Annotated in this window: 15 protein-coding genes and 1 tRNA gene; 9 read left to right on the forward strand and 7 right to left on the reverse strand. The window is 68.3% G+C overall.

Features of this window, described 5'->3' with window-relative positions:
• Positions 1–34: 34 nt before the first annotated feature.
• The gene (locus CA951_RS13075) at positions 35–973 is read right to left on the reverse strand and encodes a formylglycine-generating enzyme family protein (protein ID WP_087557245.1); all 939 of its coding nucleotides are present in this window, start codon (positions 971–973) and stop codon (positions 35–37) included.
• Between the two features lie 145 nt (positions 974–1,118).
• Here CA951_RS13075 and CA951_RS13080 point away from each other — a divergent pair, with 145 nt between their 5' ends.
• The 5 genes from CA951_RS13080 to CA951_RS13100 all read left to right on the forward strand — a co-directional run bounded on the left by CA951_RS13080 (position 1,119) and on the right by CA951_RS13100 (position 7,423).
• Positions 1,119–2,909: a multicopper oxidase family protein gene (locus CA951_RS13080; RefSeq protein WP_087557246.1), complete on the forward strand. Its 1,791-nt coding sequence runs from the start codon at positions 1,119–1,121 to the stop codon at positions 2,907–2,909.
• 159 nt (positions 2,910–3,068) lie between these two features.
• Positions 3,069–3,593 carry a TetR/AcrR family transcriptional regulator gene (locus tag CA951_RS13085; RefSeq protein ID WP_087557247.1) on the forward strand — a complete coding sequence of 175 codons (525 nt, stop codon included), beginning with the start codon at positions 3,069–3,071 and terminating at the stop codon, positions 3,591–3,593.
• A complete protein-coding gene (locus CA951_RS13090; RefSeq protein ID WP_087557248.1) occupies positions 3,590–5,080 on the forward strand; it encodes an NAD(P)/FAD-dependent oxidoreductase in 1,491 nt (496 codons plus the stop codon). Before CA951_RS13085 ends, CA951_RS13090 begins: the two co-directional genes overlap by 4 nt.
• On the forward strand, positions 5,077–6,789 hold the full coding sequence (locus CA951_RS13095) for a GMC family oxidoreductase (RefSeq protein ID WP_087557249.1): 1,713 nt from the start codon (positions 5,077–5,079) through the stop codon (positions 6,787–6,789). Before CA951_RS13090 ends, CA951_RS13095 begins: the two co-directional genes overlap by 4 nt.
• The gene (locus CA951_RS13100) at positions 6,773–7,423 is read left to right on the forward strand and encodes a hypothetical protein (RefSeq protein ID WP_087557250.1); all 651 of its coding nucleotides are present in this window, start codon (positions 6,773–6,775) and stop codon (positions 7,421–7,423) included. The genes CA951_RS13095 and CA951_RS13100 overlap by 17 nt, the downstream gene beginning before the upstream one ends.
• Before the next feature lie 10 nt (positions 7,424–7,433).
• Here the strand turns inward: CA951_RS13100 and CA951_RS13105 are convergent, their stop codons facing one another.
• Both CA951_RS13105 and CA951_RS13110 read right to left on the reverse strand, forming a co-directional pair.
• The gene (locus CA951_RS13105) at positions 7,434–7,844 is read right to left on the reverse strand and encodes an SRPBCC domain-containing protein (protein WP_087557251.1); all 411 of its coding nucleotides are present in this window, start codon (positions 7,842–7,844) and stop codon (positions 7,434–7,436) included.
• Positions 7,841–8,152, reverse strand: a complete 312-nt coding sequence (locus tag CA951_RS13110) for a helix-turn-helix transcriptional regulator (RefSeq protein ID WP_087557252.1) — start codon at positions 8,150–8,152, stop codon at positions 7,841–7,843. Before CA951_RS13110 ends, CA951_RS13105 begins: the two co-directional genes overlap by 4 nt.
• A gap of 93 nt (positions 8,153–8,245) precedes the next feature.
• On the opposite strand from CA951_RS13110, the gene CA951_RS13115 reads away from it, so the two are divergent.
• The 3 genes from CA951_RS13115 to CA951_RS13125 all read left to right on the forward strand — a co-directional run bounded on the left by CA951_RS13115 (position 8,246) and on the right by CA951_RS13125 (position 11,322).
• Entirely contained in the window at positions 8,246–8,704 is a 459-nt protein-coding gene (locus tag CA951_RS13115; protein ID WP_087557253.1) for a Fur family transcriptional regulator, read from the forward strand.
• A gap of 55 nt (positions 8,705–8,759) precedes the next feature.
• On the forward strand, positions 8,760–10,229 hold the full coding sequence (locus CA951_RS13120; RefSeq protein ID WP_087557254.1) for a catalase: 1,470 nt from the start codon (positions 8,760–8,762) through the stop codon (positions 10,227–10,229).
• A 289-nt stretch (positions 10,230–10,518) separates the two neighbouring features.
• On the forward strand, positions 10,519–11,322 hold the full coding sequence (locus CA951_RS13125; protein ID WP_087557255.1) for a metal-dependent hydrolase: 804 nt from the start codon (positions 10,519–10,521) through the stop codon (positions 11,320–11,322).
• A gap of 27 nt (positions 11,323–11,349) precedes the next feature.
• Here CA951_RS13125 and CA951_RS13130 read toward each other — a convergent pair whose 3' ends face one another.
• From CA951_RS13130 to CA951_RS13140, 3 genes are all read right to left on the reverse strand, one after another.
• A complete protein-coding gene (locus tag CA951_RS13130) occupies positions 11,350–12,357 on the reverse strand; it encodes an ABC transporter substrate-binding protein (protein WP_087557256.1) in 1,008 nt (335 codons plus the stop codon).
• A gap of 127 nt (positions 12,358–12,484) precedes the next feature.
• Positions 12,485–12,558: transfer RNA gene (locus CA951_RS13135), tRNA-Pro, on the reverse strand.
• A gap of 54 nt (positions 12,559–12,612) precedes the next feature.
• Entirely contained in the window at positions 12,613–13,584 is a 972-nt protein-coding gene (locus tag CA951_RS13140) for a metallophosphoesterase (RefSeq protein ID WP_087557257.1), read from the reverse strand.
• Between the two features lie 67 nt (positions 13,585–13,651).
• On the opposite strand from CA951_RS13140, the gene CA951_RS13145 reads away from it, so the two are divergent.
• The gene (locus tag CA951_RS13145) at positions 13,652–14,119 is read left to right on the forward strand and encodes a GatB/YqeY domain-containing protein (protein WP_005248498.1); all 468 of its coding nucleotides are present in this window, start codon (positions 13,652–13,654) and stop codon (positions 14,117–14,119) included.
• A 53-nt stretch (positions 14,120–14,172) separates the two neighbouring features.
• On the opposite strand, the gene CA951_RS13150 is transcribed toward CA951_RS13145, so the two are convergent.
• Positions 14,173–16,518 (reverse strand): transglycosylase domain-containing protein, encoded by a 2,346-nt coding sequence (locus CA951_RS13150; RefSeq protein WP_087557258.1) that lies wholly within the window; start codon positions 16,516–16,518, stop codon positions 14,173–14,175.
• Between the last annotated feature and the right edge of the window lie 33 nt (positions 16,519–16,551).

A 16,551-nucleotide genomic window follows, 5' to 3' on the forward strand; every position in this document is an offset into this window, starting at 1 on the left:
CATCATCCGCGTGAGGTGAGAACGCGGGGACCGGTCACGAGCGGACGATGCACCGGAACCCGATGTGACAGGTCGACGTCTCCTCGGTGTCACCCTGCCGGGCCGAGGGCCGGTAGCGGAGGCAGTAGTTGGGTGCGCAGAGATGCGAGCCGCCCTTTATCACGCGGCGCGCGTACGGCTCGTGCGGGTCCGGGGCGGCGGCGGTGTCGATGCGGGGGTTCGCCGGAATGCAGCAGGAACTCGCGGGTGCCACGTTCTTGCCGCCCTCGGAGTGGTCGGCAGTGAAGTAGTCGCTGGTCCATTCCCACACGTTGCCGGCCATGTCGCCGAGTCCGTAACCGTTGGACCGGAAATGGCCGACGGGCGACGTCCCGGCGAACCCGTCCTCGAGGAGGTTCTCCCACGGGAACTGCCCCTGCCACACGTTGCCGCCGGGCCTGCCACCCGGTTCGTGCTCGTCGCCCCAGACGAACGGCTTCCGGTCCAGGCCGCCGCGGGCGGCGAACTCCCATTCGGCCTCGGTCGGCAGGTCCTTGCCCGCCCACTCCGCGTAGGCGCGGGCGTCGAACCACGACACGTGCGTGACGGGATGGCGTTCGCGTCCGCCGACGTTGCTGCCCGGACCTTCCGGGTGCCGCCAGTCGGCGCCCGGCGTGAACGACCACCAGCGGGTGAAGTCGTCGAGGGGCACCGGGCCGGGGGTCGGGGTGAACACCAGCGAACCGGGCACGAGCAGAGCCGGATCCGCGCCCGGGTACTGGGCCGGGTCGGGGGCGATCTCGGCGGTCGTGACGTGGCCGGTGTCCTTCACGAACCGCCGGAACTCGGCGACGGTGACCTGGTGTGCGTCCATCCAGAAGCCGTCGACCGTCACCTGGTGGACGGGGCGTTCCTCGGGGTAGAAGTCCTCCGAACCCATCCAGAAGGTGCCCCCGGGGATCCATGCCATGTTCTTCGGAACTGCACGAGTCATGGGGTCAGACTGGCACGACGGCGGCCGCCGTGCGACGGTGCGCCCGTAAACCGGGTGCGAGCGGTGACGGTTGGGGTACCGTCGGCTACTCGAGTCGGCTGCTCCAGTCGCAACGCTGGTCGCATCGTGCAGGGGGCTCCACCGAATGGATGGACGAATTCCGCGTAGGTCGTTCGTGCGTGGTCTGGCGCTGACGGCCGGGCTCGGTGCCGTCGGAGCGGGATCGGCGAGTGCCTACCCGTTCGGCATCGATCCGCTGCGGCCGTTCGTCTTCTCCTCGCCGCCGCTGCAGCCGTTCCGGGAACAGTTGCCGCCGCTGCCGGTGCTGGGCGGGACCGCCGTCGAGGTGCACGCGAGCAGCACGATGCACGTGTTCCATCCCGACCTCCCCGCTTCGCCGGCCCTCGGCTACGGCGGCATGGACTACCTGGGTCCGACCATCGAGGCGCACGTCGGTGAACGGACGTCGCTCACCTACCGCAACGACATCACGAGCAACCCGCTCGCCGCCGACGTTGACCCACGGATCCACGGGGTGAGCGAGCAGGACCGCACCCAGGTCCCGACGTCGCTGCACCTGCACGGCGGCCGGACGCCCCCCGAGTTCGACGGACACCCCGAGGACACGATGCGGCCCGGGCAGGGGATGGTGCACGAATACCCGAACCGGCAGGACGCCTGCGCGCTCTGGTACCACGACCACGCGATGGGCGTCACCCGGCTCAACATCTACGCCGGGCTGGCCGGGATGTACCTGCTGCGCGACGAGTACGACACCGGTCTGAGCGGCAACCCCCTCGGCTTGCCCTCGGGCGAGTTCGAACTGCCGCTGGTGTTGCAGGACAAGAACTTCACCGACGACGGACGGCAGAGTGTCCGCTCCAACCCGCTGAATCCGCAGGGCAGCTGGGAGGCCGCCACCCCCGGTGACGTGGGGGTGGTGAACGGCAAGGTGTGGCCGGAGATGGCGGTGGCGCGGGGTCTGTACCGGCTGCGGATGGTGAACGCGGCGTCGTTCAGCGTGTGGAATCTGTTCTTCGAGAACCGGATGAGGTTCTGGGTGATCGGCGCCGAGGGCGGACTGCTCGACGCGCCCGTCCCCACCGACCACGTCCGGCTCGGACCGGGGGAGCGGGTGGACCTCCTCGTCGACTTCGGGGCCCTCGCCCCCGGTACGACGGTGGAACTGCGCAACGACGAGCCGATTACGGCGCAGGTCGCTCAACGCGGCGTGCAGATCATGCCGCGGTTCTGCCGGTTCCGGGTCGGCACGGCCGCCGGGTTCACCGGCGGCGTGCCGGAAACGCTCCGGGGCAGCAGTCGTGGTCTCACCGTGCTTCCGCCCGTCGCGCAACCGTCGGTCGTGCGGAACGTGTCGGTGATGCAGCTCGCGGAGGGCCCCGGTCAGCCGTCCCCGCTGATGTCGCTGAACAACCTGCGCTACACGACCGACGACATCGAGATGCCCCGCCAGGGGACCGTCGAGCAGTGGAACATCGTCAACGTCACGCCCGAACCGCACCCGATCCATCTGCATCTGGTGACGTTCCGGGTGATCGGTCGGCAGGCGATCGACACGAACGCCCTGATGCAGGCCGTCCCGGTACCCGCGGTCGGGGTGCGGTGGACGCCGTCGGCGGACCCGTTCGTCGTCGGGCCGGTCCAGGCGCCGCAGGTGTGGGAGTCGGGGTTCAAGGACACCGTGATCGCGGACGCGAACTCGATCACCCGGATCATCGTCCGGTTCCCGACGGCGGACGAACTTGGCTTCGACCCGGACGCGACCTTCGGGATGTCGGCGGCGCACACGATGGATCACTCCGGTGGCGGTCACATGGAGCAGTCGTCGCATCCCCTGCAGGGGTACGTGTGGCACTGCCACATGCTCGACCACGAGGACCACGACATGATGCTGCGGTACCGCCTCGTGCCCTGAGGCCCGTGAGTACTTCTTAACCGCCGGACGTTAACAAGTACTCACAGCAACTTAAAGTCAGTCTGGACTGTTTTCTTTTTTCGGCCTACAGTCCTGGGTGTGACCCCTGACACGGCAGTAGCCAAAACGACCCGCACACAGGCCGAGCGGACCGCGGCTATGCGGACGAAGCTGCTCGACGCGGCCGTCGACTCCCTGGTCGAGTTCGGATACGCCCGCACAACGACGCAGGGCATCGCACGGCGGGCCGGGGTGTCGCGCGGCGCGCAGTTGCACCACTTCCCGACCAAGGAGTCGCTGGTGGTGGCCGCGGTGGAACATCTCGTCGACAAGCGGATGGAGGAGATCCTCGCCGCCGAGGTGGATGCCGGCCGCGGCATCGAGGTGCTCGCCGACGCCTTCTCCGGCCCGCTGTTCTACGCGGCCCTCGAACTGTGGGTGGCCGCCCGCACCGACCCGGCCCTGTTCGAGGCGACGGTCCCGCTGGAGCGGAAGGTCACCGACGCGCTGCGACGCGGGTCGGCGGAGGTGTTCGGCGATCGGTTCGACTCCGATGCCATCGAACTCAGTATCGAATTGGTTCGCGGTCTGGCGGTGTCGGCACTGTTCCGCACGCCCGAGGCCGAACAGTCACTACGCGCGCGGCTGTTGCCCGTGTGGGAATCGAAGGTGGAGAAGACGTGAATCTTCCGCAGCACGTACACACCCTGATCGTGGGGGCGGGTTTCGCGGGCCTGGGCCTGGCGGCGCGCATCCTGCAGGCGCAGCCGCACGCCGACGTCCTGATCATCGAGCGCGGCGACGACGTCGGCGGCACGTGGCGCGACAACACCTACCCGGGGTGCGCGTGCGACGTCCCGACGTCGCTGTATTCGTACTCGTTCGCGCCCAGCGCCGACTGGAGTCACACGTTCGCCCGCCAGCCCGAGATCCACCGCTACCTGAAGAAGGTCGCGGACGACACCGGTATTCGGTCCCGAGTAGTCACCGATTGCGAACTGCAGGAGGCGCACTGGGACGACGACGCCGCCATCTGGGCCGTCCGGACGAGCCGCGGAACGCTGACGGCCGACGTCGTGGTGGCCGCGACCGGTGCGCTGTCGACGCCCAGTGTCCCGGACATGCCCGGGCTGGAGAGTTTCGGCGGCACCACGTTCCATTCGGCGACGTGGAATCACGACCACGACCTCACCGGTCAACGCGTGGCCGTCATCGGCACCGGTGCGTCGGCCGTGCAGTTCGTGCCCGAGATCGCGCCGGTGGCCGAGCATCTCACCGTGTTCCAGCGCACGCCCGCCTGGGTGATCCCCCGACTAGACCGTGCACTGCCGGACGCAGAGAAGGCCCTCTATCGACGACTGCCGTTGGTGCAGAAGGTAGTACGCGGGTCGGTGTACAGCTTCCGGGAAGCGCTGGGCGGGGTGCTCGCGCACGCAACCGGACTGCTACCGGTGTTCGAGGCGGTGGCGCGGATGCACCTCCGCAGGCAGGTGCGGGACCCGGAACTGCGGCGGAAGCTCACACCGAAATTCACGATCGGCTGCAAGCGGATGCTGCTGTCGAACGACTGGCTCCGGACCCTCGACCGCCCCGACGTCACGCTCGTCGACGCCGGACTCGCCGGGGTGACAGCGGACGGTGTCGTCGACGCGGTCGGCAACGAGCACAAGGTCGACACCATCATCTTCGCGACCGGGTTCACGCCGACGGAACCGCCGGTGGCGCACGCGTTGCGCGGTGCGAACGGCCGCACCCTCGCCGAGCACTGGGCCGGGAGCCCGAGCGCGTACAAGGGGACCACCGTCGCCGGGTTCCCCAACCTGTTCCTGATGTACGGGCCCAACACCAATCTCGGTCACAGCTCCATCGTCTACATGCTCGAATCGCAGTCCGCGTACATCGCCGACGCGTTGACGGCGATGCACCACAACGGAATCGCCGCGTTCGAGGTCACCGAGGAGGCGCAGCGCCGATACAACGCCCGCATCCAGTCCGATCTGCGGACCACCGTCTGGAACAAGGGCGGCTGCTCGAGCTGGTACTACGACTCCGAGGGCCGGAACTCCGTCCAGTGGCCGACGTTCACCTGGAAGTTCCGCTCGCAGTTGCAGCGCTTCGACCGGGAGAACTACGTCTCCCGGCGCAAGGTGGCGAAGGAGACCGTCGCGTGACGCACTACGACGTGGTCGTGGTCGGCTCCGGGTTCGGCGGCAGCGTCGCGGCGCTCCGGCTCACCGAGAAGGGGTACCGGGTCGGTGTTCTCGAGGCGGGCAGGCGCTTCGCCGACGACGAACTGCCCGAAACGAGTTGGCGGTTGCGACGCTACCTGTGGGCGCCCTGGCTGGGCTGCTACGGCGTGCAACGGATCCACCTCCTCCCCGACGTCCTGGTCATGGCAGGCGCCGGGGTCGGCGGTGGTTCGCTGAACTACGCGAACACGCTGTACCAGCCGCCGCGCCGCTTCTTCGAGGACCGGCAGTGGGCGCACATCACCGACTGGCAGTCGGAGCTGGCCCCGTACTACGAGCAGGCGAAGCGGATGCTGGGGGTGACGGCCAATCCGTCGTTCACCCCCGCCGACGCCGTCATGCGCGAGGTTGCCGAGGAGATGGGCGCCGGTGCGACGTTCACGTCCACACCGGTGGGTGTCTTCTTCGGGGAACCGGGATCGCGGGTGGCCGACCCGTTCTTCGGCGGCGAGGGTCCCGACCGCACGGGGTGCACGGAGTGCGGCAGTTGCATGACGGGTTGCCGTGTGGGAGCGAAGAACACGCTCGTCAAGAATTACCTCCACCTCGCGGAGAAGGCGGGCGCCCGGGTCCATCCGCTGACGACGGTGAAGGAGTTGCGCCCCCGATCGGGAGGTGGGTACGAGTTGCGGACCCGCCGCACCGACGGAATCCGCAGGCGGGAGCACACGTTCACCGCCGACCAGGTGGTGGTTGCCGCGGGCACGTACGGCACCGCCCGGCTGCTGCTGGCGATGAAGGAATCCGGTGCGCTGCCACGGTTGTCGCCGAGACTGGGCTCGGTCGTGCGCACCAACTCGGAGGCGGTGCTCGCGGCCACGGCCCGCAGCCGCGACACCGACTACACGAAGGGCGTGGCGATCACGTCCTCGTTCCACCCGGACGATCACACCCACATCGAGCCGGTGCGGTACGGCAAAGGCAGCAACGCGATCGGCTTGCTGCAGACCGTCCTCAGCGACGGCGGCGGCCGGGCACCGCGGCTGCTGAAAACGGTGGGCGTCGCGCTGAGCCGGCCCGGGGCGTTCGCCCGCAGCCTGTCGGTGCGGCACTGGTCGGAGCGCACCGTGATCGCGCTCGTCATGCAGACCGACGACAATTCGCTCGAGCTGGCCAAGGGTAAGGGGCGACTCGGCCGGGCGGTCACCAGCCGTCCGGGGCCCGGAGATCCGCCGCCCGAATGGATCCCGCAGGGGCACACGGCCATCAGGAAGGTGGCCGCGCGGATCGGTGGCGACCCCGGCGGCTCGGTCGCCGACGTCGTGAACATTCCGATGACCGCGCATTTCCTCGGGGGATGCGCCATCGGGGACTCGCCGGATACCGGAGTCGTCGACCCCTACCTGCGCGCGTACGGACACGACGGGCTGCACGTGGCCGACGGGTCGGTGGTGAGCGCGAACCTCGGCGTCAACCCGTCGCTCACCATCACCGCCCAGGCCGAGCGCGCATTCGCGCTGTGGCCCAACAAGGGTGAGACCGACACCCGGCCCGAACCGGGCAAGCCATACGTACGTATCGAACCGTCACCGCCCCGGAATCCGGTGGTGCCCGCCGACGCGCCGGGTGCGCTGCGGCTTCCGCTGACGGTCGTGAACCGAAGGGAGACAGTCGATGTGGAGCGTGCCTGAATCGACCACCGAGCGCACCGACTGGCCCGAGAGTTCACCGCCCCCGTGGCCGGCGACCGTTCGCGCGACGCTGTGGTGGCACCGCAGCACCGCGGCCGCGCGCGCCCTCGGACCGGAGGGCGCCACCGTGCCGATGACCCTCGCGATGATGGTCGACTATCTGGACTCGCCAGTCGGCCCCTACCGGGAAATCCTCGCCAGCCCGGTGCTCCGCGCGCCGGGACGTCGGGTCGGCGTCCTGCCGCGCATGGCGGTCCCGTTCATCGCCGTGGATTCGGAACCCTCCGTACACGGTGGACGCGCACACTGGAGCCTGCCCAAGGTGCCTGCCGAGTTCGACGGCGACGTGCACGGCAACTTCGCGGCGGCGTCCGGGGCATGGCGTGTCACCACGAGCACTCGGCCGCGCGGACCGCGGCTACCGATCGCCGGAGCGCTGGGGTTCGCGCAACCGGCCGAGGACGCGCACGGTCTCGTGACGGCGTCCGCGCGGCTCCGGGGCCACTTCCGGTACGCCCGCGTGGACGTGGCGGCCGACGGACCCACGCTTGCCGACTGGCTGACTCCGGGAACCCATCACGGCATCGTGATCACGGACGGCCGGATGACCACCGGGCCCGCGCGGCAGCGCTGACTGCCTGGCGCTATGCGATCTCCGCGGCGACGCCTGCGAGGCGCGGCAGCACGGTGTCGCGCCAGCCCGGACCCATCCGCTCGAACGCGTCACGGCTGCGCTTGTCGTCGAGGTCGAAGCCCGAGTGGTCGAGGAACAGGCGCGTGCCCGCGCCCTCGGGAACGAGGCGCCACACCAGCGTCCAGTTCTCGGTGAACGTGTAGACGAAGCGCCGCTCGGGCTCGACCTCGACCACTTCACAGGGGACGGCGCCCCAGCCGGGCATGTCGAGGTGGAACCGGTGCCCGACGGTCGCGGCGACGTCGCCCGCGGCCCACCAGCGGGCCAGCAGGTCGGGCTCGGTGAGGGCGCGCCACACCTTGGCGGGCGGCGCGGCGATGAACTGGTCGACGGAGATCTGGGTGGTGGTGCGGTCGGTCACGAGTCCTCCTCGAGGAAGTCGGCGAGTGTGCGCAAGCGGTGACGCCAGAACCGCTCGAACGGGTGCAGCCAGTCGCCGACGTCGGCGAGCGGCTCGGCGGTCAGGTGGTAGTGCCGCTGCCGTCCGGACGGTTCGTCACGGACGAGTCCGGCCCGGCGGAGCACCTGTAGATGCTCCGCCACCGCGGGACGGCTGAGGTCGAACCGGCCCGCGAGGTCCCCGGCGGTGAGCGGTCCGTCCGCCAGGATTTCGAGCAGACGGCGTCGCACCGGGTTGGCGAGGGCGAGGAAGACGTCGTCGTCGGGCACGGGGCGAGCTTATGTCGGAGATTTCCGACATGTCAACAATCTCCGACACATCCTTTTCTTGACTAATTCCAAAAAGGCGCGATACTGGAACACATGCGACACGACACAGATCCCAAAGCGCAGCTGCGCGGCGTGGGCCTGCGTGTCACTGCACCACGCGTTGCAGTGTTGAATGCGGTTGCAGTACAGCCGCATTCCGACGTCGACGACATTGCAGCCGTAGTTCGTGAAGAGCTGGGATCGGTCTCCACCCAGGCGGTATACGACGTCCTCAAGGCGTGCACCGCCGCCGGTCTGCTCAGACGTATCGAACCCGCGGGATCGCCCGCACGGTTCGAAACCCGTACCGGAGACAACCACCACCACCTCGTGTGCCGCAGCTGCGGGACCGTCGTGGACGTGGACTGCGCCGTCGGCGAGGCACCGTGCCTCGACCCCTCGCAGGCCCACGGTTTCGAGATCGACGAGGCCGAGGTCGTCTTCTGGGGGCTCTGCTCCCGGTGTCAGACCGACGCGAAGAGCGGAACCGGGTCGGCAGCAGCCCTGTCCTGACCCCGTTCGTCCCCGCCGATACACCCTCACCCGATTGCAACCTGGAGGCTTTGCCATGCCTGAAACTCAGCGCGCGACCACCACCAACGCCGGGATCCCCGTCGCCAGCGACAACGAGTCGCTCACCGCCGGGCCCCAGGGCCCCATCCTGCTGCACGACCACTACCTCGTCGAGAAGCTCGCGCAGTTCAACCGGGAGCGCGTCCCGGAGCGCGTCGTCCACGCGAAGGGCGCCGGCGCGTTCGGCGAACTGGTCGTCACCCACGACGTGAGCCGCTACACGAAGGCCAAGCTGTTCCAGCCCGGCGCGAAGACCGAATCGCTGGTGCGCTTCTCCACCGTCGCAGGCGAGCAGGGCAGCCCCGACACCTGGCGCGACCCGCGCGGATTCGCCGTGAAGTTCTACACCGAGGACGGCAACTACGACCTCGTCGGCAACAACACGCCCGTCTTCTTCATCAAGGACCCGATCAAGTTCCCCGACTTCATCCACTCGCAGAAGCGGCTGCCCGGATCCGGTCTGCGCGACCACAACATGCAGTGGGACTTCTGGACGCTGCGGCCCGAGTCCGCGCACCAGGTGACCTGGCTGATGGGTGACCGCGGCATCCCGAAGACGTGGCGGCACATGGACGGTTTCGGCTCGCACACGTACCAGTGGGTCAACGCCGAGGGCGAGCGGTTCTGGGTCAAGTACCACTTCAAGACCGACCAGGGCATCGAGTTCCTCACGCAGGACGAGGCCGACACCCTCGCCGGCACCGACCCCGACCATCACCGCGCCGACCTGTACGACACGATCGCCCGCGGCGAGTTCCCCAGCTGGACGCTGAAGGTCCAGGTCATGCCCGTCGACGAGGCCGAGGGCTACCGGTTCAACCCGTTCGACCTCACCAAGGTGTGGTCGCAGAAGGACTACCCGCTGATCGAGGTCGGCAAGTGGACCCTCAACCGGAACCCCGACAACTTCTTCGCCCAGATCGAGCAGGCGTCGTTCGAACCGTCGAATGTCGTTCCGGGAATCGGCTTCTCACCCGACAAGATGCTGCTGGGACGGGTCTTCTCGTACGCCGACGCGCACCGGTACCGCATCGGCGCCAACTACGCGCAACTGCCGGTCAACGCCCCGAAGAACCAGGTGAACTCGTACTCGCAGGACGGCGCGATGCGGTACGCCACCAATTCGCCCGAGACCCCGGTGTACGCGCCGAACTCGTACGGCGGCCCGCACGCCGACGCGTCGCTCGCGGGCGACGAAGGCCTCTGGGCGTTCGACGGCGAGTCCGTGCGCGCCGGCTACGTCGAGCACGCCGAGGACGGCGACTTCACGCAGGCGGGCACCCTCGTCCGCGAGGTCCTGAGCGACGACGAACGCGACCGCCTGGTCAGCAACATCGTCGGTCACGCACTCGGCGGTGTCAGCGAACCGGTTCTGCTCCGGGTGTTCGACTACTGGAAGAGCGTCGACCCCGACCTGGGCAAGCGAGTGGAAATCGGTGTCCGGGAAGGGCAGAGCCAGAACTGATGTCGTCGGTAGGGCAGGCTCAGAGCAGGCCCCACCAATAGACCAGCAACGCGAGAACGAAAACCACCACAGTTTCCACGACGACCCTCCTTCGCCCGACTGGACGTAGCGCACGATTCCATCATCCCTCATGTGCTTCGCACCCGTGAGTACTTATTAACCGCCGGCGGTTAACAAGTACTCACGGGGGTGTGACGGGTGTGTCGGATGTTGTTGCTAGGTTGAGCGGTGTCAGGACACCGGCTCGGATGACCGTGTCCCGAGTCGGGGTCGAAAGGTGCTGTCTTCCATGGTGATGGGTCCCACCCACGCAATGTCCGGTGCGGCCGTCGGTCTGGCGGTGGCAGATCTGCTGCCGCTCGACTGGGGTGGGCCCACGTCCACCGCCGAGACGTTCACGTTCGCGGCGGTGTGCGCCGGGGCGGCGCTGCTCCCGGACCTCGACACGAGCCAGTCCACGGTGTCGCGGTCATTTGGTCCGGTCAGCAGCGTCGTCGCGAAGGGTGTCGACGCGGTGTCGCTGTGTTTCTACACGATCACCAAGGGCAAACGCGACGGCAAGCGGCGTGGTGGGCACCGCACGCTCACCCACACCGCCCTGTTCGCGGCGGGCATCGGGGCCGGGGTGTCGGCGCTCGTCGTCCAGTTCGGCAAGCCCGCCATCATCGCGACGCTGTTCGTCTGCCTCGGCTTGGCCCTGCGCGGGCTGGCCGGTGAGCTGGCCAAAGAAAAAGGCTGGCTGGCGGTTTCGGCGGTCGCCGCGGTGCTGTCTGCGCTCACCTGGCAGTCGTATCCCACCGAGGCCGGTTCCACCGGGCTCGGCGTCGCCGTGGCCCTCGGCTGCGCGACGCACTGCCTCGGGGACGCCATCACCAAGGAGGGCGTCCCCTTCCTCGCGCCGTTCCTCACGCTCGGTAAGGAACGGTGGTGGGAGTTCCGGCTCCCGTCGTTCCTGTCCATCCGGGCGGGCGGGCCCTTCGAGAAGATCGTGCTCGGGCCCGCCCTGACGGTGGCCGTCGGACTCATGGTCATCTGGGCCGTCGACGGTGCGCCGCAGGCAATCTACGACGCATTCGTCCCCGCCCCGAAGTGAATCAGGCGCCGACGTGACTCAGGTGACTCAGGCTGCGAGCATCTTCTCGAGGTCGTCGAGGACGAGCATCGCCCCGGTGGGTCCGAGCGCGAGGAACCAGGTCTCGTCGTTGACGTGCACGGACTTGCCGTCCTTCACCGCCTGCATCTGATTCCACAGCGGTCCACCGACCACGGTCGACTCGTCGGTGGTCTCGGGCGCGCCGTAGCTGGAGTAGAAGATCCGGTCGGCGTCCGCCTCGCCGATCGTCTCCTGGCTGACCTCGACGGCGAGTTCGTCGATGTTCTGCACCGTGGGGCGCGGGAGTCCGACGTCCTGCAGGATGACGCCGATGAACGACAGGTTGCCGTACAGGCGGATCTTGCCGGACATGAACCGGACCAGCGAGATCGTCGGTTCGTCCGTGATGGACTCCCGGACCTCGTCCGCGCGGGCCTGGTAGGCGTTGAGCACGCCCTCCGCCTTGGTCTCCTCGCCCAGGGCGTCCGCGACGAGCAGGAAGTTCTCCTTCCACGGGAATCCGGGGCGGATGCCGAAGACGGTCGGCGCGATCGACGACAGCTGCGGGTACAGCTTGTCGGCGCGCAGTTTGCTGCCCAGGATCAGATCGGGATGCAGTGCGGAGATCGCCTCGAGGTTCAGGTTGTTGGTGGTCCCGACGTCCGGCACTCCGGCGAGCTTGTCGGCCAGGTAGGACGGCTGTCCGGCGGCGCTCTCCGGGCTGGCCAGTCCGACGGGCGTGATTCCCAGAGACAGCACGTCGTCGAGTTCGCCGCCGTCGAGGACGATCACCCGTTCGGGCTTCTTCTCGATGACGGTTTCGCCGAGCGCATGGGTGATGGTCCGGGGGAAGACGCCCGGTTCGGCGTCGGTGCCGAGCTTGGCGGTCTCGGCGTCCGCCGTGGCGAACAGGCGGCCGCCGGTGGCGACGTCGGTGTTGCCGGTGGTCGATCCGGTGTCGGTGGTGCCGCAGGCGGCGAGAAAGACGCTGGCCAGGGCGACCAGCCCGGCGCGTACGTAGAGCCTCGATGACATGAGGTGAGGCTAGCCTGAGGTATTGGAGGAACGGTGGCGGGGTCCGGCTACCGGAAAACGCCCCCACCACGCAGAAGAGGCCTCGACCGGCGAACCGGTCGAGGCCTCTTCTGCGTGTCTCACACTGTCGGGGTGGCGGGATTTGAACCCACGACCTCTTCGTCCCGAACGAAGCGCGCTACCAAGCTGCGCCACACCCCGTGTTGAACCTCGGCTAGCTTACATTACCCAACCAGTCACCATTAAATCCCCTGGTCAATTGCGTAAAACGCTGCTCTCCGACGACTCGGCGCGAGCCCGCGCGGTGTCGGCGTCCGAGCCGCCGCGCTGTGCCGGGACCAACGTCAGGAGCGTCGCCTCGGGGCGGCAGCAGAAGCGGGCCGGCGCCCACGGCGACGTCCCGATCCCCGCGGACACGTGCAGCTGGGTGTGCGCCCCCCACTTGGACGGCCCCTTCACCCGCGAGCGGTCGATGTCGCAGTTGGTGACGAGCGCGCCGTAGAACGGCAGGCACAGCTGACCGCCGTGCGTGTGGCCGGCCAGCACCAGGTCGTACCCGTCGTCCGCGAACCGATCGAGAACCCGCGGCTCGGGCGAGTGGGTGATGCCCAGCCGGAGATCGGCCAGCGGATTGGGCGGGCCGGCGATGGTGTCGTACCGGTCGCGCTGGAGGTGCGGATCGTCGACCCCGGCCGACGCGATCCGGACCCCCGACACCTCGAGGTCGCGGCGCACGTGCGTGACGTCGAACCAGCCGCGTTCGGTGAACGCGGCGCGCAGGTCGCCCCACGGCAACGGCTCGCCGAGGATGCGCTTGCGGTCCTTGCGGAAGTACTCGAACGGGTTCTTCGGCTTCGGTGCGAAGTAGTCGTTGCTGCCGAACACGAAGAGTCCGGGGCGGGCGAGCAGATTCCCCAGCGCCTGGACCACGGCGGGCACCGCCCGCTGGTGCGACAGGTTGTCGCCGGTGTTCACGACGAGGTCGGGGTCGAGGTTGTCCAGTTCCCGCAGCCAGTTCTGTTTCAGCCGCTGTCCGGGCATCATGTGCAGGTCGCTGATGTGCAGCACGCGGAGCGTCGACGACCCGGGTTCGAGCACCGGCATCGTGACCTCACGCAGCGCGAACGCATTGCGCTCGATGAGCGAGGCGTAGCCGATGCCGAGGGCGGCGGCACCCGCCGTACCCAGGGCGGCGCGGGTCAGGTTCGTGCGGAACTCGTCAGACACTCTTCCAGGATACTGATGAGCGCAATCGAGATGCAGTGGCCGAATCGGGGCGCGTAGCGTTTCGCCCATGCCAGATTCACTGAAAGCAAGACTGCGCTCCGACATGACGGCCGCCATGAAGGCCAAGGATTCGCTGCGCACCGCCACGATCCGCATGCTGATGGCCGCCGTGCAGACCGAAGAGGTTTCCGGCAAGGAAGCCCGCGAACTCACCGACGACGAGGTGCTGAAGGTCCTCGCGAAGGAGTCGAAGAAGCGCGGCGAGTCCGCCGAGATCTACACCGAGAACGGCCGGGGTGAGCTGGCAGCGCAGGAGCGGGCCGAAGCGCAGATCATCGACGAGTACCTGCCGACGCCGCTGACGGACGCCGAACTCGTCGACGTCGTGGACACCGCCATCGCCCAGGTGGCCGAGGAGATCGGTGAGCGTCCCGGCATGCGTCAGATGGGTCAGGTCATGAAGGCCGCAGGCGCACTCGCGGGCGGCAAGGCGGACGGTTCACGGCTCTCGCACGCGGTGAAGTCCCGCCTCTGACCCCCACGTGAGTGGGAAAGCGTGCGCCTGCACACTTTCCCACTCACCTGTGGTTACCGGGGTATGGGCGGCAGCTGGATCGGCGGCAGGCCGGGCAGCTGGATGGGCGGAACGGGGATTCCCTGAGCCGGGGCCTGCGGGGGAGCGGCCTTCACCGATCCGTCGCTGACGTAGATCGTGATCGTCGACCCCGGAATCGCCGAACCCGACGGCGCCGAGCTCGTGACCGTCCCCTTGGCGACCTGCGACGCGGTGGTGATCGCGTTCACGGTGAATCCTGCTCCCTGCAGGCGGGATGTCGCGGCCGACTGGCTCAGCCCGGTGACGTCCGGAACCTGACCGTTCTGCGAACCCCGCGCGTACTTCTGGTCGATCGGCGGCAGCGTCGTCGGCCCGAAGTTGTTGGCGACGGGATTCATCGCGGCGAACCACGTCTGGGCGGGCTCGTTACCGCCATAGAGATTTCCGTCACCACAGGGCCGCAGCGGGCCCGAGCAGATCTCGCCCGGTGTCGGCGAGTCGCCGAACACGTAGACGGCGGCGGCGAAGTTGTTGGTGAACCCGAGGAAGCCCGACGACATGTGGGACTCGGTGGTTCCGGTCTTACCCGACATCGGGAGCGTCCAGCCGGCACTGCCCGCGGCCCCGGCCGACGTGCCGCCTGGCTTGTCGTCCTTGCTCATGGCGTTGGCGAGGGTGTCCGCGAGGCCGGGTTCGACCACCTGCTCGCAGGCCTGCTGCGTGACCGAGACGGGCTTGCCTTCACGATCGAAGACCGAATCGATGGGGGTGGGCGGGCACCACTTGCCGTGCGACGCGAGCGTTGCCGCGACATTCGACAGTTCCAGCGGGTTGACCCAGGTGGGCCCGAGGGTGAACGAACCCAGGTTCTGATCCTTCTGGAAGTCCGCCATGCTGCGGTCGTCGAATCCGGAGGTGCCGGGGTCGGCGTACGAGCGCAGCCCCAGCCGCACCGCCATGTCGACAGTGGGGGCGACGCCGGTGGCCTGGATGAGCTTGACGAACGCCGTGTTGGGCGACTGCGCGAGCGCGTCCGTCACCGACAGCGACGCCGGGTACTTGCCCGCGTTCTCGACGCAGTACGTGGCCGCCGGGCATCCGCGGGCACCACCGCTACCCATGCCCCGGGCCTCGAACCGTCCGGGGACGTCCAGGACGGCGTTGGTGCCGAGGCCCTTCTCCATGGCGGCGGCCGTCGTGAAGATCTTGAAGATCGACCCGGCGCCGTGACCGGCCAGCGAGTACGGCTGGGCCTGGACGGTTTCGTTGGCGTTCGCGTCGAGGCCGTAGGTGCGGCTACTGCCCATCGCGAGGATGCGGTGTGAATCCTGGCCGGGCTGGACCACGTTCATGACGTTGGCGATGCCGTCGAGGCCGGGGCTGGCCTTCGCGGTGAGCGCCGCCTTGGTGGACGCCTGCACCGCGGGGTCGAGCGTCGTCTTGATCAGGTAGCCGCCCTTGTCGATCTGCTCGCGGCTGATGCCTGCGTTGGCCAGGTACTGCAGGGCGTAGTCGCAGAAGAATCCGCGGTCGCCTGCGGCGATGCACCCGCGGGGCAGCCGGTTGGGTTCGGGCAGCACGCCGAGGGGCGTCTCCTTGAGCGCCCGCAGTTCGGCGGCGCGCTCGGGGATGCTCGAGATCATCGTGTCGAGAACCACGTTGCGGCGTTCGAGGACGCCCTCGGGGTTCGTGTACGGGTTCAGCGCCGAACTGGACTGCACCATGCCCGCGAGCATCGCGGACTGCTGGGTGTTCAGTTCGGACGCGTCGATGCCGAAGTACGTCTGGGCGGCGTCCTGGATGCCGAACGAGGCGTTGCCGAACGGCACCAGGTTGAGATACCGGGTGAGGATCTCGTCCTTGGTGAGTTCCTTGTCGAGCGTCAGCGCCATCCGGATCTCGCGGATCTTGCGGGCGGGTGTCGTCTCGATCGCGGCCCGCCGTTCGGCGTCCGTCTTGGCGACGACGAGCAGCTGGTAGTTCTTCACGTACTGCTGGTCGAGTGTCGACGCGCCCTGCTGCACCTCACCGCTCGTGGTGTTGGTCAGGAAGGCGCGCATCGTGCCCTGCCAGTCGACGCCCTTGTGCTCCGGGAACCGGCGGTCCTCGACGGAGACGATGGCGAGCTTCATCTCGTTGGAGATCTTGTCGCTGGGGACTTCGAAGCGGCGCTGGTCGTACAGCCATGCGATGGGATTGCCCGCGGAGTCGACCATCGTCGAGACCGCGGGGACCGTTCCTTCGACCAGTTCGGCGGAGACGTTGTCGACGGTGTCAGCCGCCCTGTTGGAGGCGTAACCGAAGCCTCCGGCGAGCGGAAACATCACGCCGGCGAGGAGCACTCCTGCCAAGGCGGAGGATCCTGCGAGCTTCCCCACTGTTTTTGCAATCGACACGATCTACAGACTACG

It is taken from the genome of Rhodococcus sp. NCIMB 12038, from assembly GCF_002165735.1.
In the GTDB taxonomy this organism is placed as follows: domain Bacteria; phylum Actinomycetota; class Actinomycetes; order Mycobacteriales; family Mycobacteriaceae; genus Rhodococcus_F.